Consider the following 20,207-nt stretch of genomic DNA (forward strand, 5'->3'; position numbering starts at 1 on the left):
AGGGGAAGAGGTCATGTGGGAAAGAATTACTGCGGCTGCACTTGGTGGCGCGGCCATCCTTGTCGGAGCATTTTCGCCCGCCTTCGCGCAGGAACGCGGCGGCGTCGTCAATGTCGCGACGATCGGCGAGCTGAACACGCTTGATCCGATGATCGCCACGGGCGACCTGCTCGGCATGGTCACCCAGCATTTCTTCGAAACGCTCTACACGTTCGACGCGGACTGGAACGTGACGCCGCTGCTGGCAGCGGAACTGCCGGAGGTCACCGAGGGCGGCAAGGTCCACACGATCAAGCTGCGCCAGGGCGTGACCTTCCACGACGGCACGGACATGACGGCCGAGGACGTGGTCGCCTCGCTGAAGCGCTGGTTCAGCGTCGCATCCCGCGGGCAGCTCGTGGCGGCCAAGCTCGACAAGGTCGAGGCCGTGGACGACTACACCGTGCGCATCACGCTGACCGAGCCCTTTGCGGCGCTGAACTCGCTGCTGGCCTTCAACAACTCGGCGGCCGTCATCCTGCCGTCGGAGAAGATCGCCGACACGCTGACCGAATATGTCGGCACCGGGCCCTACATGATCAAGGAACGCCGGGTCGACCAGTACCTGCAGCTCGTGCGCTTTGACGGCTATGCCGCCCGCGAGGGCGAGCCGGACGGCTTCGGCGGCGCGCGCAAGCAATATCTCGACGAAATCCGCTTCGTGCCCGTGCCGGACGCCAACACGCGCGTGGAAGGCGCCATCGCCGGCCAGTACGACTATGCCGACCTGCTTCCGGTCGAAGCCTTCGACAGGCTCCAGGGCCAGGCCAAGACCGAGCCGCTGGTGCTGGACTCCTTCGGCTGGCCGATGTTCATCATGAACAACAAGGAAGGGGTGATGACCAACCCGGGCGTGCGCAAGGCCGTGCAGGCCGCGCTCAACGCCGAGGACATGCTGGCGGCCGCCTTCGGCAAGCCGGAATTCTACAAGGTCGACGGCGCGATGTATCCGGAAGGATATCCGTGGCGCAACGATGCCGGCGTCGAAGCCTACAATCAGGGCGACCCGGAAAAGGCCATGGCGCTGGCCAAGGAGGCGGGCTACGACGGCTCTCCGATCCGCATCCTGACCAGCCGGCAGTATGAGTTCCACTACAAGATGGCGCAGGTCGCCGCCGAATACCTGAAGGCCGCCGGCTTCACCGTCGACCTCGGCGTGTTCGACTGGGCGACGCTGGTCCAGCGCCGCGCCGAGCCGGGCCTGTGGGACATCTTCATCACCCACAGCCCGTTCCTGCCCGACCCGACGCTGATCGCGCCGCTGCCGGCGTCCTATCCCGGCTGGTGGGCGAGCGAGGAGAAGGAAAAGCTCCTCGGCGCCCTCAACACCGAAGTGGAGATGGACAAGCGCCTGGCCATCTGGGCGGATCTGCAGAAGCGGATCTACGAGGAGGTGCCGTTCTACAAGGTCGGCGACTTCAGCTCGCTGTCGGCCAAGTCGCCGAAGCTGAAGGGCTTCTCCGGCTCGGCATGGCCCTACTTCTGGAACGCGTATCTCGAGCAGTAGATCCCGGGCATCGGAAGCCGGGGACGCGCGGCGTCCCCGGTTCATCTTGGCGACGAACAGGAGACGATCGATGGCACGATACGTTCTGCAGCGCTTTCTCGGCATGCTGAGCGTCATGTTCGTCGTGGTCACGATCGTCTTCGTGATCGTGCGAGTTGCGCCCGGCGATCCGGCGGCCGTCATGCTTGGACCCGACGCCACACCCGCCGACATCGAGGCGCTGCGCGTGCGGCTGGGCATTGATCAGCCGCTCGTCATGCAATATCTGTTCTTTCTCGGCCAGCTTCTGCGGGGCGATCTCGGCCAGTCCATATTCCTCGACATGTCGGTGACCAGCGCGCTTCTCGATCGCGCGGAGCCCACCACGTTCCTCACGCTGTTCTCGATCCTGATCGCCAGCGCCATCGCGCTGCCCGTCGGCATCCTGGCGGCCTATCGCAGGGGCACGTTCTTCGACCAGGCCGTCACCACATTGACCATGCTGGCGGCCAGCATCCCCAGCTTCTGGCTCGGCCTGATCCTGATACAGGCCTTTTCCGTCCGGCTGGGCTGGTTTCCCGTTGCCGGCTATGGCGGCCCGGACGCGTCCTTCCTGACGCGCCTGCACCATCTCGTCCTGCCGGCGGTGGCGCTCGGCGTCGTGTCCTCGGCGCTCATCACGCGCTTCACCCGGGCCTCGATGCTCGACGTGCTGAACGACGACTATGTGCGGACCGCCCGTTCCAAGGGCATGAGCGAATTCCGCGTCGTGCTGAAACATGCGTTCAAGAATGCGCTGATCCCCGTCCTCACCGTCATCGGGCTGACGGCCGCCCTGCTGGTTTCGGGCGCCGTGGTCACCGAGACGGTCTTCAGCCTTCCCGGCGTCGGCAATCTCGTCGTCTCGGCGGTTCTGCGGCGCGACTATCCGGTGATACAGGGCGCGCTGCTGGTCATCGCCGCGATCTATGTTCTCATCAATTTCGGCATCGACATGCTCTACCTGCTGATCGATCCGCGGGTGCGCTACTGATGGCCACGCAAGAGACACAAGCCGCACCGCGGCTTCACACGCTGATCCTCCAGCGCAAGACGCTGGCCATCGGCCTTTTCGTCCTGTTCGTCATCGCGCTCCTGGCGGTGCTCGCGCCCTGGGTCGCGCCGCATTCGCCAAGCCGCCTCTCGATCGTCAACCGGCTTCGGCCGCCGGGGGGAGCATGGCTGTTCGGGACCGACGAGTTCGGCCGGGATGTCCTCAGCCGCACGATCTATGCGGGGCAACTGTCGCTGGTCGTCGGCGCGGCGGCCACGGCGTTCGCCTGCATCGTCGGAATCACGCTCGGCATCGTCGCAGGCTTCTTCCGCAAGGCCGATGCGGTGATGTCGCGGCTGGTCGACGCGATGATGGCGTTTCCCGATATCCTGCTCGCCATCGCCCTTGTGGCCGCGCTCGGTCCTTCGCTGGCCACCGTCATCGTCGCGCTCGGCATCGTCTATGCGCCGCGCCTGGCGCGGATCGTGCGCGCCTCCACGCTGGTCATCCGCGAATTGCCCTATGTGGAGGCCGCCCGTGCGCTCGGCGTCCCGACATGGCGCATCATGACCCGGCACGTGCTGCGCAACCTCATCTCGCCGATCCTCGTGCAGGCGACGTTCATCTTCGCCTACGCCATGCTGGCCGAAGCCGGCCTTTCCTTCCTCGGTGTCGGCGTCAGCCCCGAAATCCCCACCTGGGGCACGATGATCGCCTCGGGGCGGCAATATATCGGCCAGGCGGACTGGATGACCGTCTTTCCGGGCGTCGCCATCGTTTTGACGGTGCTGTCGCTGCAGCTCGTCGGCGACGGCCTGCGCGATCTGCTGGATCCCCGGCTGCGAAAGGATCTTTGATCATGCTGGCCGAAAACCGATCGGAAGCATCGCTCGACAAGGACACGATCCTGAAGGTGGAGGATCTGCGCACCCATTTCGTCATGGGAAAGCGCACGGCCAAGTCGGTGGATGGCGTGACCCTGACGGTGAGGCGCGGCGAGACGCTGGCGGTGGTCGGCGAGTCCGGCTCCGGCAAGTCGGTGACCAGCCTGTCCGTCATGCGGCTTCTGGCCGATCCGGGCCGCATCGTCGGCGGCAGCATCCTCTACCGGATGCGCGACGGGTCGGTCGTCAACATCGCCACGCTGAGCGCCAGGCGCATGCGCCGCATACGCGGCAAGGAGATCGCGATGATCTTCCAGGAGCCGATGACATCGCTCAACCCGCTCTACACGGTGGGCGACCAGATCATGGAAATGGTGCGGCTGCACGAGCCGGTGTCGCGCAGCCAGGCCCGGGCGCGCGCCCTGGAAATGCTGGAGCTGGTCGAAATTCCGGCGGCGGCGAAGCGGCTGGACCAGTATCCGCACGAAATGTCGGGCGGAATGCGCCAGCGCGTGATGATCGCCCTGGCGCTGGCCTGCCGCCCGGCGCTGCTCATCGCCGACGAGCCCACCACGGCGCTCGATGTCACCATCCAGTCGCAGATCCTCGACCTCATGCGCCGTCTCCAGCGCGAGATCGGCATGAGCATCCTCTTCGTCACGCACAATCTCGGCGTGGTCGCCGAAACCGCCCATGAGGTGGCGGTGATGTATGCCGGGCGCGTGGTCGAGCAGGCGCGCGTGCAGGAGCTGTTCGCCCGGCCGCGGCACCCCTACACGAAGGGGCTGCTGGCCTGCATTCCCGATGCCAAGCGCGACCGGGCACCTGACGGAACCCGCCGCATGCTTGACCCGATACCCGGCAGCGTGCCGAGCGTGCTCTCGCTGCCGGCCGGCTGCTCCTTTGCCGCGCGATGCCCGCTGGTCGAACCGGCCTGCGAAATCGAGCCGCCGGCGCTGCGCGAAGCGGCTGCGAATCACCTGACACGCTGCCGGAGGCACGAACTCCTGTGAGCTCTTCCATGCATCCCCCGACAGAAAAGCCCGACGTGCTGCTGGCTGTCCGCGGACTTGAAAAGCAGTTCGCCACGAAGAGCGGCACCGTCAAGGCGGTCGACGATGTGTCCTTCGAGGTCCGGCGCGGCGAAATCCTCGGCATCGTCGGCGAATCGGGCTCGGGCAAGACGACGGCCGGCCGCGCCATCCTGCGTCTCGTGGAGCCGACTTCCGGCGAAGCGATCTTCGACGGCGTCGATCTGTTCAAGCTCTCGGAAAAGGAGCTGCGCGCCTATCGCCGGCGCTTGCAGATCATCTTCCAGGACCCCTATTCGAGCCTCAATCCGCGCATGCGCGTGGGAGACATCATCGGCGAGGCGATCGATACGCACGCGCTGGCCAAGGGCCAGGCACGCAAGGCCAGGATCGAGGAGCTGCTGGTGCGCGTCGGCCTTTCGGCAGAGCATGCACGGCGCTACCCCAATGAATTCTCGGGCGGCCAGCGGCAGCGCATCGGCATTGCGCGGGCGCTTGCGGTGGAACCGGAACTCATCATCGCCGACGAACCGGTCTCCGCCCTCGACGTCTCGGTGCAGGCGCAGGTGTTGAACCTGATCCAGCAGTTGCAGCGGGATCTGGGGCTGACGATGGTGTTCATTTCGCACGATCTGACCGTCGTGGAGTATCTCTGCGACCAGATCGTCGTGCTCTATCTCGGCAGGGTGATGGAGAAGGGGCCGGCGCAATCGCTCTACGCGGCTCCGCGCCATCCCTATACGCGCGCGCTGCTGGCCACCGCGCCCGTTCCCGATCCGGCCGCCAGGCGCGAGCGGGTCATCCTGCATGGCGACATACCGAGCCCGCTCAATCCGCCTTCGGGTTGCGTCTTCCGCACCCGCTGCCCGCATGCCATTGATGCCTGCGCGCAAACGGTGCCGGCCAGCGAAGAGGTCGGACCCGGCCACAGCGTCGCCTGCATCCGGCAGGCGGAACTCGCCAACTGAAAGGTTCCCAAGAGATGACGCCATCCGCCCGGCTCGAAGCGCTCGGTCTCGTCCTGCCGCCGCCGCCCGTGCCGGTGGCGAATTATGTTCCCTATGTCATCGACAAGGGCCTCTTGTATCTTTCGGGCCAGGGTCCGCGCGAGACCGATGGAACCCTGCGCACCGGCAAGGTCGGCGGCGATGTCGGGATCGAGCGCGCCTATGACGATGCCCGCCTGACCGGGCTGAACCTGATTGCCGTGATCCAGTCGGCGCTGGGCGACCTCGACCGCGTGGGGCGCGTCGTCAAGCTGCTCGGCATGGTGAACGCGACGCCCGACTTCGCGCACCATCCGAAAGTCATCAACGGCTGTTCCGATCTGCTGGTCGACGTCTTCGGCGACCGGGGGCGCCATGCCCGCTCCGCTGTCGGCTTCGGTTCGCTGCCGGACAACATCACCGTGGAAATCGAAGCCATCGTCGCCATCCGGGCATAGATTCGGCGTCCCGGCCCGGCGTCGTCGGCGCCGGCAGGCGAATGGCGCGAAAGCCCATCCGAAGCGCAGGGGGCCGGGGCCCCTGACGTGATATTTTAGCGATAGCTGCTGGAATATCTAACCAATTGATATGAAGGAATGTTTCCGTCGCCAGCCCAATTTCGGGGGCCGTGTTTTTCCGTGCCCGGGCTTCGGAAATTAACCTTTTGTTAACTATTTCCTCGATACACCGTAGGAACCGAAAATTAACCAAGATGAACGACGTGTTAACTCAACCCAGGCCGATCCGCCTCAAGGGGCGATCCTTCCTTGCGCTCGCGCTGACGCCGGAACTTCCCTTCGAGGACTGGCTGGCACGTCTCGATGACCTGGCCGCCCGCTCGGCCGGCTTCTTCCTGCGGCGCCCGGTTGTGCTCGACGTCGACGGGCTGGACATCGATCGCGCGCAACTGCGCGAACTGGTCGATCAGCTCGGCCGGCGCAATGTGCGAATCATGGGCATCGAAGGCGCGCGCCCCTCATGGCTCGGCGCGGATCTGCCCCCGGCCATGACCGACGGGCGTCCCGCCTCCGATTTCGAGGCGCCGGTCGCAGAGGAAAGCGACGGCATCGACGATGTCGCCAGCCTCGCGCCCTGCGAAGGGCAGCCGGCCAGGGCGGTGCCCTCCCTCGTCGTTACCGAGCCCGTGCGCTCGGGGCAGTCGCTTTTCTTCCCCGAAGGCGACGTGACCGTGGTCGGGTCGGTGGCATCCGGCGCGGAAGTCGTCGCCGGCGGGTCGATCCACATATACGGCACGCTGCGGGGCCGGGCGATGGCCGGCACGACGGGCAACGCCTCCGCGCGCATCTTCTGCCGCAAGCTCGAAGCGGAACTGATCGCCATCGACGGTTTCTACAAGACCGCCGAGGACATGGAGCCCGACCTGCGCGGCAGGGCGGTCCAGATCTGGCTCGAAGGCGAAGCGATCAAGGCAGGGACGCTCGGCTGAGCCGAGGCGTATCCGGACAAACAGGAGAGGTGAATGGGCAAGGTCATCGTGGTCACATCGGGCAAGGGCGGCGTCGGCAAGACGACGTCGTCCGCGGCGCTTGGCGCCGCCCTTGCGCAGAATGGCGAGAAGGTCGCGGTCGTGGATTTCGACGTGGGCCTGCGCAATCTCGACCTCGTCATGGGGGCCGAAAGGCGCGTGGTCTACGACCTCGTCAACGTGATCCAGGGCGAAGCCAAGCTTACGCAGGCGCTGATCCGCGACAAGCGGCTGGAGACGCTCTACCTGCTGCCGGCCTCGCAGACGCGCGACAAGGAAAACCTCACGCCGGAAGGCGTCGAGAAGGTCATCGGCGCCCTGAAGAAGGCGTTCGACTGGGTCATCTGCGACAGCCCGGCCGGCATCGAGCGCGGCGCGACGCTGGCCATGCGCCATGCCGACGTGGCCATCGTCGTCACCAACCCGGAAGTCTCGTCGGTGCGCGATTCCGACCGCATCATCGGCCTGCTCGATTCCAAGACGCTGAAGGCGGAGAACGGCGAGCGCATGGAGAAGCACCTGCTTCTCACCCGCTACGACCCGGCCCGCGCCGAGCGCGGCGACATGCTGAAGGTGGACGATGTCCTCGAAATCCTGTCGATCCCGCTGCTCGGCATCATTCCGGAAAGCACGGACGTGCTGCGCGCCTCCAATGTCGGCGCTCCCGTCACGCTGGCGGACAGCCGCAGCGCGCCGGCGGTCGCCTATTTCGACGCCGCGCGCCGGCTCAAGGGCGAAGAGCTGCCGGTCGCGATTCCGGGCGAAAAGCGGGGCTTCTTCGGCAAGATTTTCGGAAGGAAAGCGGCATGAAGTTCTTCCAGCTCTTTTCCCGGCCCCAGTCGGCCCCTGCCGCGCGCGAGCGCCTGCAGGTTCTGCTGGCCCATGAGCGCGCCTCGGTGGGCGATTCGGACCTCGTCAACAAGCTCCGCGACGAGATCATGCGCGTCATCTCCAAGCACATGAAGATCGACGACGAAAAGGTCAGCGTGAAGATGGAGCGCGGTGCGCAGGTCTCGACGCTCGCCGTCGACATCGAGATCCCGTTCGATGCAAGCAAGAAGAAGGCGGCCTGAAGGCCGCCTCACACCTGGCCGGGGCTAATCCCCGACCATGACGACCGGTTCGCAGGCGACCGGGAAATTCACCGAGCGGGCGATGAAGCACATTTCATGCGCCTTGTGGTGCAGGTCCAGGGCCTTTTGGAGGCCGTCCTGCGCCGTGATCGTCACGCGCGGACGCAGCGTCACCGCGGTGAACTGGCCAGCCCCGCCGGTCTCTTCCGCCATCACGCCTTCGGCCGCGTCCTCATAGGCGGTGACGACGATGCCGGCCTGCGCGCACAGGCCGAGATACCACAATTTGTGACAGGCCGAGAGCGAGGCGACCAGAAGCTCCTCGGGGTTCCAGCGCGCCGGATCGCCGCGGAAGGCGGGATCCGACGAGCCGTCGATCGCCGGCTTGCCCGCCGCCCGGATCTCGTGGTCGCGGCGATAGCCGCGCCAGGAGGCGGTGCCGTCTCCCGCATTGCCGGTCCACACGACCTGTACTTCGTAACGATGCTGTTTCGTGCCCAACTCGCCCTCCCGCGTGATTGCGGCCGCGTCCCGTCCCGCCTGGAGCGAAGTGTCCGGAACAGGGACGGCTTGACAGAACCTTGAGATCATATCATTGGTAAAGCGCTTTAGTAAAACGCTTTACAAGCGCTTCAACCAAGGGAGGAGGCAGCGTGAGCGACAAAGCTGCCAGCCTCAAGGACGTCGCGGGGGCCGCCGGGGTTTCGGTGACCACGGTGTCGCGCCTGCTCAACGGCTCGCTTGCCCTGCCGGAGGAAACCCGCAGGCGGATCGAGGACGCCATCCGCGACCTCAACTACCAGCCCAACCCGCACGCCCGCCGCCTCAGCCGCGGCCGCTCCGACACGATCGGCCTCGTCGTGCCCGACATCGCCAACCCCTTCTTCGCCACCTTCGTCGCCGCCGTCGAGGAGGAAGCCGACAGCCGCGGGCTCGCCGTCTCGCTGTTCGCCACCCTCAACCGCACCGGGCGCGAGGTGGCCTATCTGGAAATGATCGGGCGCAAGCATGTCGACGGGCTGATCTTCGTCACCAACCATCCCGACGACGGGCAACTCGCGGCGCTCATCAACGCGGCCGGCCGGGTGGTGGTGACGGACGAGGACGTGCCGGGCGCGGATGCGCCGAAGCTTTTCTGCGACAACGATCAGGGCGGCTATCTGGCGGGCCGTCATCTGGCCGGCCACGGCCATAGCCGGGTGCTCTTCGTCGGCTGCGTGGAGGACATGATCAGCGGCCGCCGCCGTTTCGACGGGCTGCGCCGCGCGCTGTGTGAATTCTGGCAGGCGGACATCGTGCCGGCGAGCTATCGGGGCTCCTACACGATAGAGTTCGGCCGCGAGGCGGCCCGCCGCTTCATCGCCGAGGGCATGCCGGCTACCGCCATATTCGCGACCTCGGACGAGATTACCATCGGCATGATGGAGGTGTTCCGCGCCGAGGGCGTGTCGGTTCCCGGCGATGTCTCCCTCGTCGGCTTCGACGACGTCGCGCCCTTCCATTTGTTTGCGACGCCGGTGACGGCGGTGCGCCAGCCCGTCAGCGCCATAGGCCGGCGGTCGCTGGGGCTGCTTGTGGAAACGGACTGGCAGAAGCTTGCGGCGCCCGCGCCGCAGGAACTGATGCCGGTCGAACTCGTCGTGCGGGAATCCGTTGCCCCGCCCGCGAAACGATAAGCCGGCAATGGAAAAAACCCTACGGAGGAAACCGACCATGACCTGGACTACGACACGCAGAACCTTCGCAGCCGCTCTCGGCTTCACCGCGCTCACCCTCTTCGCCGGCACGGTGTCGCCCGCCGCCGCGCAGGACCAGAAGACCTACGCGCTGGTGCAGATCAATCAGCAGGCCATCTTCTTCAACCAGATCAACGAAGGCGCCCAGAAGGCGGCCGACGCAGCCGGCGCCAAGCTGGTGATCTTCAATGCCAACAACGAGCCTTCCGCCCAGAACAGCGCGATCGAGACCTATATCCAGGAGAAGGTGAACGGTCTCATCGTCGTGGCCATCGACGTCAACGGCATCATGCCGGCGGTCAAGGAAGCAGCCGACGCCAACATCCCCGTCGTGGCCATCGACGCCATCCTGCCGGAGGGCCCGCAGAAGGCGCAGATCGGCGTGGACAACGCCAAGGCCGGCGCCGACATGGGCGCCCACTTCCTCGACTACGTGAAGGCCAACATGGACGGCAAGGCCAAGATCGGCGTCGTCGGCGCGCTCAACTCCTACATCCAGAACGTGCGCCAGAAGGGCTTCGAGGACGCCATCAAGGACAAGGACGGCATCGAGACGGTGGCCGTGGTCAACGGGCAGAACGTGCAGGACACCGCGCTCGCGGCGGCCGAGAACCTCATCACCGGCAATCCCGACATGAACGCCATCTACGCCACCGGCGAGCCGGCGCTGCTGGGCGCCATCGCCGCCGTCGAGAGCCAGGGCAAGCAGGACCAGATCAAGATCTTCGGCTGGGACCTGACCGCGCAGGCCATCTCGGGCATCGACAAGGGCTATGTCGCCGCCGTCGTCCAGCAGGACCCGGCCGGCATGGGCGAGGCCGCCGTCAAGGCGCTCGACACCCTCACCAAGGGCGGTGAGGTCGGCAAGGAAATCGCCGTGCCGGTGACCATCGTCACCAAGGACAACGTCGAACCGTACCGGGCCGTCTTCAAATGACCGGAAACCACGCAGCAATGCCTGCCGCGGCCGGGGGGATTTCCCCCCGGCCTGCCGGCGGGGAAGCCGGCAACGCCGTGCCGCGCATCTCGCTGCGCGGCATCGTCAAGACCTTCGGCTCGCATCAGGCGCTGCGCGGCGTCAACCTCGACATCTTTCCCGGGGAATGCCTGGGCCTTGTCGGCGACAACGCCGCCGGCAAGTCGACGCTGACGAAGATCATCTCCGGCACCTACATCCCCGACGGCGGCACCATCGCCATAGAGGGCCAGCCGGTGGTGCTGTCCGGCCCCGCCGACGCGCGCGCCCGGAACATCGAGATGGTGTTCCAGGACCTTTCGCTTTGCGACCATATCGACGTGGTGGGCAATCTCTACCTCGGGCGCGAGCGCACCAGGGGGCCGTTCCTCGACCACCAGGCCATGCTCGACGGCGCGCGGCACATGCTCGAGGCACTCGAGATCCGCATCCCGCGCCTGACCGCCAAGGTCGAGAAGCTGTCCGGCGGCCAGCGGCAGGCCATCGCCATCGCCCGCGCCGCCGCCTTCGAGCCCAAGGTGCTCATCATGGACGAGCCGACCTCGGCGCTCGCCGTGGCCGAAGTGGAGGCCGTGCTCGCGCTGATCAACCGCGTCAAGGCGCGCGGCGTCTCCGTCATCCTCATCACCCACCGCCTCCAGGATCTGTTCCGCGTCTGCGACCGCATCGCCGTCATGTATGAAGGCACCAAGGTCGCGGAACGCCGGATCGGGGAAACGAACCTCGAGGACATCGTGAAGCTCATCGTCGGAGAAGGCGCACAGAAATGACCGTCTACACCGAACGGGCGAAAGGCTCGGCGCTCGCCGACATCCTCGCCGAGAACGCCCAGATCCTGTCCATTGCCATCTTCTTCGTCGCCTGCATCGTCTTTTTCGCCGTCGGCTCGAGCACGTTTCTCACCACCGGCAACATTTTGAACATCCTGCGGCAGGCGGCCCCCATCCTGATCGTGGCCGTGGCCATGACGCTGGTCATCATAACCGCCGGCATCGACCTGTCGGTCGGCTCGCAGATCGCGCTGGTCAACGCGCTCGTGGCCATCCTCATCGCCGCCGGCATTCCCTGGCCCATGGCGGTGCTGGCCATGCTGGTGCTCGGCGCGCTGCTCGGGCTGGCCCAGGGCTGGTTCGTCGCCTATCAGGACGTCCCCTCCTTCATCGTCACGCTGGCGGGCCTGTCCATCCTGCGCGGCCTGGCGCTCTATCTGACCAAGGGCTATTCGATCCCCATCGAAAACGTGCCCGGCTTCTTCGTGCTGGGGCGCGGCGAACTGCTCGGCATTCCGGTCCCCGCCCTGATCGCCGTGGTTGTCGCCGTCATCGGCTATGTGGCGATCCGCTCGACGCGCTACGGGCGCCAGGTGGTGGCGGTCGGCTCCAACATGGAGGCCGCGCGCCGCGTCGGCATGCCGGCGCGCTGGATCGTCGCCTCGGTCTACATGGTGTCCGGCATCTCCTGCGCCGTCGCCGGCCTGCTGATCGCAGCGCGCCTCGGTTCCGGCTCGTCCAACGCGGCCGTCGGCTTCGAGCTGCAGGTCATCGCGGCCGTGGTGCTCGGCGGCACCTCGCTGATGGGCGGGCGCGGCACCATCCTCGGCACCGTGCTGGGCACGCTCACCATCGCGGTGATCGGCAACGGCCTCATCCTCATGCACATCTCGCCCTTCTTCACCCAGATCGTCACCGGCGCCATCATCCTGATCGCCATCTGGCTGAACACGCGCATCTTCAACGCCAAGTTCCGGCTGCCGGGCAGGGCGGGAGGCAAGGCGAAATGACCGCCGCTCCGCTCTCGCAAGCGCATGTCCGCTCGGGCAAGGTGATGACGGTCGCCGGGCTGGCCGCCGCGTCCGATCTCGGCATGACGCTGATGCACGAGCATGTGCTGAACGACTGCCTGTGCTGGTGGCACAGGCCGAAGGAGCCGGAGCGGCAATATCTGGCGGGCGGCTTCGTGTGCATGGAGATCCTGTCGGAGCTGCGCCAGGATCCCTTCGTCAACAAGCACAACATCACGCTCGACGACGAGGCGCTGGCAGTCAAGGAACTGAAGCAGTTCGCGGCGGTCGGCGGGCGCACGCTGGTCGAGCCGACCTGCCAGGGCATCGGCCGCGACCCGCTGGCCATGCGCCGCGTGTCGGCGGCCACCGGGCTGAACATCATCATGGGCGCCGGCTACTACCTCGCATCCTCCCACCCGGCGAAAGTGGCGGCGATGTCTGCAGACGACATCGCCGCCGAGATCGTGCGCGAGGCGGTGGACGGCGTGGACGGCACCGACGTCAGGATCGGGCTGATCGGCGAGATCGGCGTCTCCGCCGACTTCACCAAGAGCGAAGAGAAGTCGCTGCGGGGCGCCGCCCGCGCGCAGAAGCTGACCGGCCTGCCGCTGATGGTGCATCTGCCCGGCTGGTTCCGTTTCGGCCACAAGGTGCTCGATATCGTCGAGGAGGAGGGGGCCGAACTGCGCCACACGGTGCTGTGCCACATGAACCCCTCGCATGACGATTTCGCCTACCAGTCGTCGCTGGCGGCGCGCGGCGCCTTCATCGAATACGACATGATCGGCATGGATTTCTTCTATGCCGACCAGCAGGTGCAGTGCCCCAGCGACGACGAGGCGGCGCGCGGCATCGTGCGCCTGATCGACGCCGGCTATCTCGACCGCATCCTGCTGTCGCACGACGTCTTCCTGAAGATGATGCTCACCCAATATGGCGGCAACGGCTATGCCTTCGTGCCGAAGCACTTCCTGCCGCGGCTGAAGCGCCACGGGGTGGCGGATGCAGCGCTCGCGAGGCTGATGCACGACAATCCGCGCTCGGTGTTCGACGCCACGGCCTGAGAAAGCCCTTTCCCCCAACTACAGAAAGCGAATGTAAAAATGACAAAAAAGGTTCTTCTCGTCGGCGAAAGCTGGATCAGCTCGGCCACGCACTTCAAGGGCTTCGACCAGTTCGGCTCCGTGACCTTCCACCTCGGCGCCGAGCCGCTGGTGAAGGCGCTGAAGGGCTCCGAATACGAGCTCACCTACATGCCCGCGCACGAGGCGGCCGAGCAGTTCCCCTTCGAGATGGCGGGGCTCGATGCCTATGACGCCGTCATCCTGTCCGACATCGGCGCGAACACGCTGCTCCTGCCGCCGGAAGTCTGGCTGCGCTCGCGCACCGTGCCGAACAGGCTGAAGCTGCTCAAGGCATGGGTGGAGAAGGGCGGCGGCCTGCTGATGGTCGGCGGCTATTTCTCCTTCCAGGGCATCGACGGCAAGGCGCGCTGGCGCCGCACCCCGGTGGAGGACACGCTGCCCGTCACTTGCCTGCCCTATGACGACCGCGTCGAGATTCCCGAGGGCACGGCGGCCGAGATCGTGGCCGAGGAGCATCCGGTGATGGCCGGGCTGACCGGCCAGGCATGGCCGCCGCTGCTGGGCGTCAACGAGGTGGAACTGCGCCCGGGCGCCGAACTGGTCGCACGCCTTCCGCAGGACCAGGGCGGCTTCCCGCTGCTGGCGCTGGGCAGCCACGGCAAGGGCCGCACCGCCGCCTGGACCTCCGACATCGGCCCGCACTGGCTGTCGCCGGAATTCTGCGACTGGGAGGGCTATGGCCGTCTGTGGAAGAACATCCTCGGCTGGCTGACGACCGAACAGCGCTAGGCTTCGTCACGCTTGCGCCAGGATCGCGCTCATCTCCCCGATGCTCGGAAAGGCGCCAAGCGTGCCTTTCCGCGACACGGTGAGCGCGCTCGCCCGTGCCGCGTGCACAAGCGCCAGTTCGTCCAGCCGGGTGCCGCGCAGCGCCGCCGAGGCAAGGGCGGCGCCCATGAAGGTGTCGCCCGCGCCGGTGGTGTCCACGGCATTGGCGGATATGGCCGCCACGCGCACCGCAATGCCGCCGCTGCTCAGCAGCGCGCCGTCGGCGCCGAGCGTCAGCACCACGTCGCGCACGCCGCGCGCATGCAGCGCCGCGGCTGCCGCCTCGCCGGAAGCGCCGGTCAGCGCCAGCGCCTCGCCGACATTGAGGAAGGCTATGTCCACCAGCGGCCACAGCTCCCCGAAGCAAGGCCTGAGCGGCGAGGGATTGAAGGCGGTGACCATGCCGCGCCGGCGCGCTTCGCCGAGCAGCGCACTGGTGGTCTCCCCGCTCAGATTGCCTTGCAGCACGGCAAGGTCGCCGGGCCTCGCCTGCCCGAGAGCGGGCAGCGCATCCTCCGGCGCAAGGTTCTGCGCCGCGTCGGTGGTGGTGACTATGGCGTTTTCCCCGTCGGGCCTCGTGAATATGATGGAGAAGTCGGTGGCCCGGCCTTCGAGCCGCACCAGCCGGCATTCCAGCGGCTCCGCCTCCAGCCGCTCGGCGATGCTGCGGGCGCGGAAACCCTCGCCGACCGGGGCGATCAGCGTCGTCGGCAGGCCGCAGCGGGCCATCACCACCGCCTGGTTGGCGCCCTTGCCGCCGATGTCGGTGGAGCCGTGGCCGCCGAAGATCGAGGCGCCGGCCGTGGGCCATTGATCGACCCGGACTGTCTCGTCCACCGCCACATTGCCGATGACATAAGCGTGCATGACCACTCTACCAAAGGACCCTGAGATGCAGGAAATTTCGGACAACAGCGCGAGCGCCATAAGGGAAATATTCGGGCGCGACAAGGCGCTGATCGGCATGATCCATTGCCCCGCCTTCCCCGGCGCGCCGCGCTACCGGGGCGCGCAGATGGACACCATCTACGATGCCTGCATGCGCGATGCCGAAGCCCTGATCGAGGGCGGCATGCACGGGCTGATGATCGAGAACCATGGCGACGTGCCCTTTTCCAAGCCGCAGGACATAGGCTGCGAGACGGCCGCTTTCATGTCGGTCGTCACCGACCGCATCGCGCGCGCCATCGGCGTGCCGCTCGGCGTCAACGTGCTGGCCAACGCCCCGATCCCGGCCTTCGCCATCGCCATGGCGGGCGGCGCGAAATTCATCCGCGTCAACCAGTGGGCCAACGCCTATGTCGCCAATGAGGGGTTCATGGAAGGCCGCGCGGCCGAAGCCATGCGCTACCGTTCGGCACTTCGGGCCGAGTACATCAAGGTCTTCGCCGACAGCCATGTCAAGCATGGCAGCCACGCCATCGTCGCCGACCGCTCCATCGCCGAGCTGACGCGTGACCTCGCCTTCTTCGACGCCGACGGCATCATCGCCACCGGCCAGCGCACCGGCAATGCCGCCACCGTCGAGGAGATCGAGGAGATCGCCGCCGCCACGCATCTGCCGCTGCTCGTCGGCTCCGGCGTGGACAAGGACAATGTCGTGGAGATACTCAAGCGCACCAGCGGCGTCATCGTCGCGTCCTCGCTGAAGGTGGGCGGGGTGTGGTGGAACCCGGTCAACATCGAGCGCGTGCGCGCCTTCCGCGCCGCAGCGGAGCCGGCGCTGGGCGCCTGAGCGCAAGCCGGGCGGGATGCGGCCGGACTGGTGTCACGCCGCCCATGGAGAAGACGCGATGAGAGAAGCTTACATCGATGCCGGACGGTTCCTGGGCAGGCTGGAGGCCTTCGCCGGGATCGGCGCCACGCCAAAGGGGGGCGTCAACCGCCAGGCGCTCTCCTTGCAGGACCGCCGCGCCCGGGCTCTGCTGGCGCAGCTCGGGCAGGCGCGCGGCTTTGGCGTGCATCAGGACGCCATCGCCAACCTGTTCGTGCGTCGTGAGGGCAGAAACGCTTCGCTGCCGCCTTTCCTGATCGGCAGCCATCTCGACAGCCAGTTGACGGGCGGCCGTTTCGACGGGGCGCTGGGCGTGCTGGCCGCCTTCGAGGTTCTGGAGGCGCTGGAGGATGCCGGTATCGAGACCCCGGTCCCGGTGGAGGCCGTGGCCTGGACCAACGAGGAGGGCAGCCACTACCAGCCCGGCTGCATGGGCTCCATGGCCTTCGCCGCCGGCGCGATTCCGGAACGGTGGTCCGCTCTGCGCGGCCACGACGGTTCCTCGTTCTCCGAGGAATTGCGGGACACACTGGCAGCCCTGCCCGAAGCGGCGATGCGGCCGCTCGGCTTCCCCATCGGGGGCTACCTGGAGTTGCATATCGAGCAAGGCCCCTCGCTCGAACGCGAGGGAATTCCGATCGGGATCGTGGAGGGCATCCAGGGCACGCGCTGGCTGGAGGTCGAGATCACCGGCCAGGCGGCCCATGCCGGCACCACGGCGCTCGCATTCCGCCGCGACGCCATGGCCGCGGCCGTGCGCGCACTGGACAGGCTCTATGCCGCGATCATGCCGCACGACGCGCGCGCCCGCTTCACGGTGGGAAAGCTGACGCTCGAACCAGGCGCGGTCAATGCCATTCCCGAAAAGACCGCGCTCACCATCGACCTGCGCCATCCCGAAAGTGCCGAACTCGACCGCCTGGAAGCCCTGATCGCGGATGCATTCGCCGAGGCAGCGGCCGCCGGCGGCTGCGCCGCGACGCTGCGCCGCATCTTCGACATGCCGCCGGCGGAATTCTCTCCGTCGCTGCTCGACTGCCTGGGCGCGGCGGCGAAGGGGCTCGGCCTTGCCTCGAAGCCGATGCTTTCCGGCGCCTTCCACGACGCGCTCTTCATCAACCGGGTCGCGCCCGCGGCGATGATCTTCGTGCCGTGCCGCGACGGGCTCAGCCACAACGAGGCCGAATATGTCGAGCCGGACCAGGCCGTTGCCGGCGCGCAGATGCTGCTTGCCTCGACGTTGAAGGCGCTGGAGGCGCAAGGGCGCGGCCCGCTGCCGGTCACCGGACCCGCATAGGCGGTTTCGCTGCCCTCTATCCTTTCGCGCCGGGCATGACAGGTTCGACGCAGCCGTCGAGCTGCGCCAGGATGGCTTCGAAGGGCAGGGGCGCACCGAAGCCGATCAGCACGAGGACATTGTCGGCGTCGATGCCTTCCGGCGCCTGTGCCATCTGCTCGAACGAAAGGCGCGTGCCGACGAGATGCAAGGCAAGGCACCGGCCATCCTTCGCGCGCAAAAAACCCTTGGCGCGGTAGATGCCGGAGGGCAGGGCGGCCAGCACCTGCTGCAGGCGCTTCAGATCGACCGCGCCGTCTTGCCGCCAGATCGCGCTGACCGCCTGCTCGTGGGCAGGCTCAGCAGCGAAGGTCGAGGCGACCCCGCGCGACAAAATTTCGCCGGCGAAGAGGATGTCGAAGGGCACGCGCGCATTCGTCGTCTCAACGATACGCGAGTCCGGAAAGGTCCAGCGGGCGCGCCAGGCGTCGAGCTTTTCGCGCCCGACCAGATCGGTCTTGTTGAGGACGACAAGGTCGGCAGAGCCGGTCTGCGCTTCGGCGAGGCCGGGTGCGGCGGCGATGGCATCGTCGAAGCCCGCGGCATCGACCACCACCACGATGGCATCCGCGCGCAGGCGTGAGGCGAAGCGCGCATAGCGCACCGTATCCATGATGCGGGCGGGATCGGCCACGCCGCTGGCCTCGATGACGATGTGGTCGATGTCGGCGCGGGCGGCCAGCAGATCCTCGAGCTGCTCGACAAAACCCTGGTTCAGCCCGCAGCACACGCAGCCGTTGGACAGGCTGTAGAGCCCGCCCTCGGTGGAGGCGATCAGCGCGGCGTCGATGTTGACGGCGCCGAAATCGTTGACCAGCACGGCGACCTTGAGCCCATGTCCGCCGCTCAATATGTGATTGACCAGCGTCGTCTTGCCCGCGCCCAGAAAACCGCCGATCACCGTGACCGGGACGGGCGCGGCGCTCCTCGTCACCACAGGACCGGCGCCTCGCCGTGCCAGACGGCGTCGGACCTGTCGTTCAGCCGGTCGTGCACGAGCTGGCCCTGCATGAAGGTCAGGTCCACTTTGGTGGAGTGGATGTTGCCCTGCGGCTCGACCTCGAACAGGTCGCGGTCGAGCACGATGATATCGGCCGACTTGCCGACCTCCAGCGAGCCCGCCTCGTGCTCGATGCCCATCGACCAGGCGCCGTTCTTCGTCATGACGTCGATGGCCTGCTTGAGCGAGATCGGCTCGCCGAAGCGGCCCTCCGCCTCGCCCCACGGATTGGCGCGGGTGACCATGGTTTCCAGCGCGATCCACGGATCGAGCGGGCTGACCGGCCAGTCGGTGCCGATGACGGCGACGCCCCCGGCCTCCAGAACGCCCTTGATGTTGTAGGCGCGCTTGAGCCGCTCGGGGCCATAGCCGGAACGGGCGCCGGAGACGAATTTCGACGGATACCACGACACCGGCGAGAACTCGGCGGTGACGTTGAGATCACGGAAGCGCCTGAGATTGCCGCCGTGCAGGATGGTCGAGTGCGCGCATTGATGGCGCACGCCGAGCCCGCCCGGCCGCCGGCGCGCTTCCTCGACCGCGTCGAGGAAGGTGTCGGAAGCCCCGTCGCCCGTGCAGTGGGCGATGACGCGGATGCCCTGGCGGTCCATGTCCCAGATCATGTCGGCAAGATGCTCGGGCGTCAGGTTGATCTTGCCGCTCCAGGCCGCGTTGCCGCCGTCCCACGGCGTGATGAGATAGGACGAGCGCGGCTCGACCGTGCCGTCGAAGTGGAATTTCACGGCGTTGGCGTTGAGCCGGGCGGAGCGGTAGTAATGGCGCTCGCCGGCCAGCAGCTCCCAGCGCCGGCGCACCGGAAAGATGTCGTCCTGCCAGCTTATCGCGGCCTCGACGCGCAAGGTCAGCTCGCCGGCCTGGTCGAGCGATTGCAGCGCATTCAGCCGGTTCTCGCAGACATGGACATATTTGGTGGAGACCACGCCGCGCGCAGACTGGTAGCGCACGCCGTCGCGATAGGCGGCCTGCAGCACCGGCACCGGGGTAGGGGGCATGGCCGCATGGATCAGCGCATAGGCGCCGTCGATCAGCAGGCCGGTCGGCTCGCCGCTTGCCGGATCGCGTTCCAGATAGCCGTTGGCCGGGTCGGGGGTGCCGGCCTCGATGCCGGCGCGGCGCAGCGCCTCGGAATTGACCATCATGGTGCCCCACATGCGGTCGAGCAGCGCCACGGGCCGGTCGGGCATCACCGTGTCCAGCCAGTCCCGGCCGGGCACAAGGCCCGCCTGCCGGAAGGTGTAGCGCACGAAATACTGGCCGTAGATCCATTCGCGGTCCGGGTGCCGGGCGGCGTAGGCCTGCACAGCGTCGCGCACCTGATCCGGCGTCGGGTCGACGATGCCGATGTCGAGGTCCTGCGCATAGCGCGGCGCCAGTGCAAGGTCGGGATGGGTGTGCATGTCGTAGAGGCCCGGCATGACGAAGCGTCCGGCGAGATCCATCACCTTGGTCTGCGCGCCGATCAGGTGCTCCACGTCCGCGCGCTCGCCGCGCGCGACAATGCGTCCGCGCGCCACAGCGAGCGCGGAACACCAGGGCAGGCCCGGATCGCCGGTATAGATGCGGCCGTTGACGAGCACGAGGTCGGCAAAGGCGCTGCGGGCCGCGTGGCTCGGGCGGTGGTCGTAGAGAACGCGCATTCGCTTCACCTGT

21 protein-coding genes are annotated in these 20,207 nt (G+C 67.1%); 17 read left to right on the forward strand and 4 right to left on the reverse strand.

Annotation, left to right across the window (positions count from 1 at the left end; translation table 11 throughout):
• Nucleotides 1-13: 13 nt before the first annotated feature.
• The 9 genes from ACTDI4_RS00125 (at nt 14) to minE (ending at nt 8,018) form a co-directional block, all read left to right on the forward strand.
• On the forward strand, nt 14-1,546 hold the full coding sequence (locus tag ACTDI4_RS00125) for an ABC transporter substrate-binding protein (protein ID WP_442839185.1): 1,533 nt from the start codon (nt 14-16) through the stop codon (nt 1,544-1,546).
• Between the two features lie 70 nt (nt 1,547-1,616).
• Nucleotides 1,617-2,558 carry an ABC transporter permease gene (locus ACTDI4_RS00130; protein WP_442839186.1) on the forward strand — a complete coding sequence of 314 codons (942 nt, stop codon included), beginning with the start codon at nt 1,617-1,619 and terminating at the stop codon, nt 2,556-2,558.
• Nucleotides 2,558-3,415, forward strand: a complete 858-nt coding sequence (locus ACTDI4_RS00135; protein ID WP_442839187.1) for an ABC transporter permease — start codon at nt 2,558-2,560, stop codon at nt 3,413-3,415. The genes ACTDI4_RS00130 and ACTDI4_RS00135 overlap by 1 nt, the downstream gene beginning before the upstream one ends.
• A 2-nt stretch (nt 3,416-3,417) precedes the next feature.
• Entirely contained in the window at nt 3,418-4,455 is a 1,038-nt protein-coding gene (locus tag ACTDI4_RS00140; protein ID WP_442839188.1) for an ABC transporter ATP-binding protein, read from the forward strand.
• An 8-nt stretch (nt 4,456-4,463) separates the two neighbouring features.
• Nucleotides 4,464-5,441 carry an ABC transporter ATP-binding protein gene (locus ACTDI4_RS00145; RefSeq protein WP_442839189.1) on the forward strand — a complete coding sequence of 326 codons (978 nt, stop codon included), beginning with the start codon at nt 4,464-4,466 and terminating at the stop codon, nt 5,439-5,441.
• Nucleotides 5,442-5,455: 14 nt separating this feature from the next.
• A complete protein-coding gene (locus ACTDI4_RS00150) occupies nt 5,456-5,917 on the forward strand; it encodes a RidA family protein (protein WP_442839190.1) in 462 nt (153 codons plus the stop codon).
• A 254-nt stretch (nt 5,918-6,171) separates the two neighbouring features.
• Nucleotides 6,172-6,906, forward strand: a complete 735-nt coding sequence (gene minC, locus ACTDI4_RS00155; protein WP_442839191.1) for a septum site-determining protein MinC — start codon at nt 6,172-6,174, stop codon at nt 6,904-6,906.
• Between the two features lie 33 nt (nt 6,907-6,939).
• The gene (gene minD / locus ACTDI4_RS00160; RefSeq protein ID WP_442839192.1) at nt 6,940-7,755 is read left to right on the forward strand and encodes a septum site-determining protein MinD; all 816 of its coding nucleotides are present in this window, start codon (nt 6,940-6,942) and stop codon (nt 7,753-7,755) included.
• Nucleotides 7,752-8,018, forward strand: a complete 267-nt coding sequence (minE, locus tag ACTDI4_RS00165) for a cell division topological specificity factor MinE (RefSeq protein ID WP_442839193.1) — start codon at nt 7,752-7,754, stop codon at nt 8,016-8,018. Before minD ends, minE begins: the two co-directional genes overlap by 4 nt.
• A gap of 24 nt (nt 8,019-8,042) precedes the next feature.
• Here minE and ACTDI4_RS00170 read toward each other — a convergent pair whose 3' ends face one another.
• Nucleotides 8,043-8,519: an OsmC family protein gene (locus tag ACTDI4_RS00170; protein ID WP_442839194.1), complete on the reverse strand. Its 477-nt coding sequence runs from the start codon at nt 8,517-8,519 to the stop codon at nt 8,043-8,045.
• Between the two features lie 152 nt (nt 8,520-8,671).
• Here ACTDI4_RS00170 and ACTDI4_RS00175 point away from each other — a divergent pair, with 152 nt between their 5' ends.
• From ACTDI4_RS00175 to ACTDI4_RS00200, 6 genes are read left to right on the forward strand one after another with little or no spacing between them, the layout of a single operon-like run.
• Entirely contained in the window at nt 8,672-9,694 is a 1,023-nt protein-coding gene (locus tag ACTDI4_RS00175) for a LacI family DNA-binding transcriptional regulator (protein ID WP_442839195.1), read from the forward strand.
• 37 nt (nt 9,695-9,731) lie between these two features.
• Nucleotides 9,732-10,691, forward strand: a complete 960-nt coding sequence (locus ACTDI4_RS00180) for a substrate-binding domain-containing protein (protein ID WP_442839196.1) — start codon at nt 9,732-9,734, stop codon at nt 10,689-10,691.
• The gene (locus ACTDI4_RS00185; protein ID WP_442839197.1) at nt 10,688-11,500 is read left to right on the forward strand and encodes an ATP-binding cassette domain-containing protein; all 813 of its coding nucleotides are present in this window, start codon (nt 10,688-10,690) and stop codon (nt 11,498-11,500) included. Before ACTDI4_RS00180 ends, ACTDI4_RS00185 begins: the two co-directional genes overlap by 4 nt.
• Nucleotides 11,497-12,510, forward strand: a complete 1,014-nt coding sequence (locus ACTDI4_RS00190; protein WP_442839198.1) for an ABC transporter permease — start codon at nt 11,497-11,499, stop codon at nt 12,508-12,510. Before ACTDI4_RS00185 ends, ACTDI4_RS00190 begins: the two co-directional genes overlap by 4 nt.
• On the forward strand, nt 12,507-13,577 hold the full coding sequence (locus ACTDI4_RS00195) for a phosphotriesterase family protein (protein ID WP_442839199.1): 1,071 nt from the start codon (nt 12,507-12,509) through the stop codon (nt 13,575-13,577). Before ACTDI4_RS00190 ends, ACTDI4_RS00195 begins: the two co-directional genes overlap by 4 nt.
• Before the next feature lie 39 nt (nt 13,578-13,616).
• Nucleotides 13,617-14,387, forward strand: a complete 771-nt coding sequence (locus ACTDI4_RS00200; protein WP_442839200.1) for a glutamine amidotransferase — start codon at nt 13,617-13,619, stop codon at nt 14,385-14,387.
• 6 nt (nt 14,388-14,393) lie between these two features.
• Here the strand turns inward: ACTDI4_RS00200 and ACTDI4_RS00205 are convergent, their stop codons facing one another.
• Nucleotides 14,394-15,293, reverse strand: coding sequence for a ribokinase (locus tag ACTDI4_RS00205; RefSeq protein WP_442839201.1), 900 nt, complete (start codon nt 15,291-15,293; stop codon nt 14,394-14,396).
• A 25-nt stretch (nt 15,294-15,318) separates the two neighbouring features.
• Between ACTDI4_RS00205 and ACTDI4_RS00210 the strand changes: the two genes are divergently transcribed.
• Nucleotides 15,319-16,161 carry a BtpA/SgcQ family protein gene (locus ACTDI4_RS00210; RefSeq protein ID WP_442839202.1) on the forward strand — a complete coding sequence of 281 codons (843 nt, stop codon included), beginning with the start codon at nt 15,319-15,321 and terminating at the stop codon, nt 16,159-16,161.
• A 58-nt stretch (nt 16,162-16,219) separates the two neighbouring features.
• Nucleotides 16,220-17,497, forward strand: coding sequence for a Zn-dependent hydrolase (locus ACTDI4_RS00215; protein ID WP_442839203.1), 1,278 nt, complete (start codon nt 16,220-16,222; stop codon nt 17,495-17,497).
• 16 nt (nt 17,498-17,513) lie between these two features.
• On the opposite strand, the gene ACTDI4_RS00220 is transcribed toward ACTDI4_RS00215, so the two are convergent.
• Both ACTDI4_RS00220 and ACTDI4_RS00225 read right to left on the reverse strand, forming a co-directional pair.
• Nucleotides 17,514-18,470: a CobW family GTP-binding protein gene (locus ACTDI4_RS00220; protein ID WP_442839204.1), complete on the reverse strand. Its 957-nt coding sequence runs from the start codon at nt 18,468-18,470 to the stop codon at nt 17,514-17,516.
• Nucleotides 18,467-20,194, reverse strand: coding sequence for an amidohydrolase (locus tag ACTDI4_RS00225; RefSeq protein WP_442839205.1), 1,728 nt, complete (start codon nt 20,192-20,194; stop codon nt 18,467-18,469). The genes ACTDI4_RS00220 and ACTDI4_RS00225 overlap by 4 nt, the downstream gene beginning before the upstream one ends.
• Nucleotides 20,195-20,207 lie beyond the last annotated feature (13 nt).

Source organism: Mesorhizobium sp. PUT5 (assembly GCF_052216645.1).
Classification (GTDB): Bacteria; Pseudomonadota; Alphaproteobacteria; order Rhizobiales; family Rhizobiaceae; genus Mesorhizobium.

Bases quoted from the DNA above. Each gene is read 5' to 3' on its own strand.
- ACTDI4_RS00185 (WP_442839197.1), top strand. From the start codon at position 10,688: ATGACCGGAAACCACGCAGCAATGCCTGCCGCGGCCGGGGGGATTTCC.
- ACTDI4_RS00210 (WP_442839202.1), top strand. From the start codon at position 15,319: ATGCAGGAAATTTCGGACAACAGCGCGAGCGCCATAAGGGAAATATTC.
- ACTDI4_RS00215 (WP_442839203.1), top strand. From the start codon at position 16,220: ATGAGAGAAGCTTACATCGATGCCGGACGGTTCCTGGGCAGGCTGGAG.
- minC (WP_442839191.1), top strand. From the start codon at position 6,172: ATGAACGACGTGTTAACTCAACCCAGGCCGATCCGCCTCAAGGGGCGA.
- ACTDI4_RS00140 (WP_442839188.1), top strand. From the start codon at position 3,418: ATGCTGGCCGAAAACCGATCGGAAGCATCGCTCGACAAGGACACGATC.
- ACTDI4_RS00145 (WP_442839189.1), top strand. From the start codon at position 4,464: ATGCATCCCCCGACAGAAAAGCCCGACGTGCTGCTGGCTGTCCGCGGA.
- ACTDI4_RS00130 (WP_442839186.1), top strand. From the start codon at position 1,617: ATGGCACGATACGTTCTGCAGCGCTTTCTCGGCATGCTGAGCGTCATG.
- ACTDI4_RS00195 (WP_442839199.1), top strand. From the start codon at position 12,507: ATGACCGCCGCTCCGCTCTCGCAAGCGCATGTCCGCTCGGGCAAGGTG.
- minE (WP_442839193.1), top strand. From the start codon at position 7,752: ATGAAGTTCTTCCAGCTCTTTTCCCGGCCCCAGTCGGCCCCTGCCGCG.
- ACTDI4_RS00190 (WP_442839198.1), top strand. From the start codon at position 11,497: ATGACCGTCTACACCGAACGGGCGAAAGGCTCGGCGCTCGCCGACATC.
- ACTDI4_RS00135 (WP_442839187.1), top strand. From the start codon at position 2,558: ATGGCCACGCAAGAGACACAAGCCGCACCGCGGCTTCACACGCTGATC.
- ACTDI4_RS00125 (WP_442839185.1), top strand. From the start codon at position 14: ATGTGGGAAAGAATTACTGCGGCTGCACTTGGTGGCGCGGCCATCCTT.
- ACTDI4_RS00225 (WP_442839205.1), bottom strand. From the start codon at position 20,194: ATGCGCGTTCTCTACGACCACCGCCCGAGCCACGCGGCCCGCAGCGCC.
- ACTDI4_RS00180 (WP_442839196.1), top strand. From the start codon at position 9,732: ATGACCTGGACTACGACACGCAGAACCTTCGCAGCCGCTCTCGGCTTC.
- ACTDI4_RS00200 (WP_442839200.1), top strand. From the start codon at position 13,617: ATGACAAAAAAGGTTCTTCTCGTCGGCGAAAGCTGGATCAGCTCGGCC.
- ACTDI4_RS00205 (WP_442839201.1), bottom strand. From the start codon at position 15,293: ATGCACGCTTATGTCATCGGCAATGTGGCGGTGGACGAGACAGTCCGG.
- ACTDI4_RS00150 (WP_442839190.1), top strand. From the start codon at position 5,456: ATGACGCCATCCGCCCGGCTCGAAGCGCTCGGTCTCGTCCTGCCGCCG.
- minD (WP_442839192.1), top strand. From the start codon at position 6,940: ATGGGCAAGGTCATCGTGGTCACATCGGGCAAGGGCGGCGTCGGCAAG.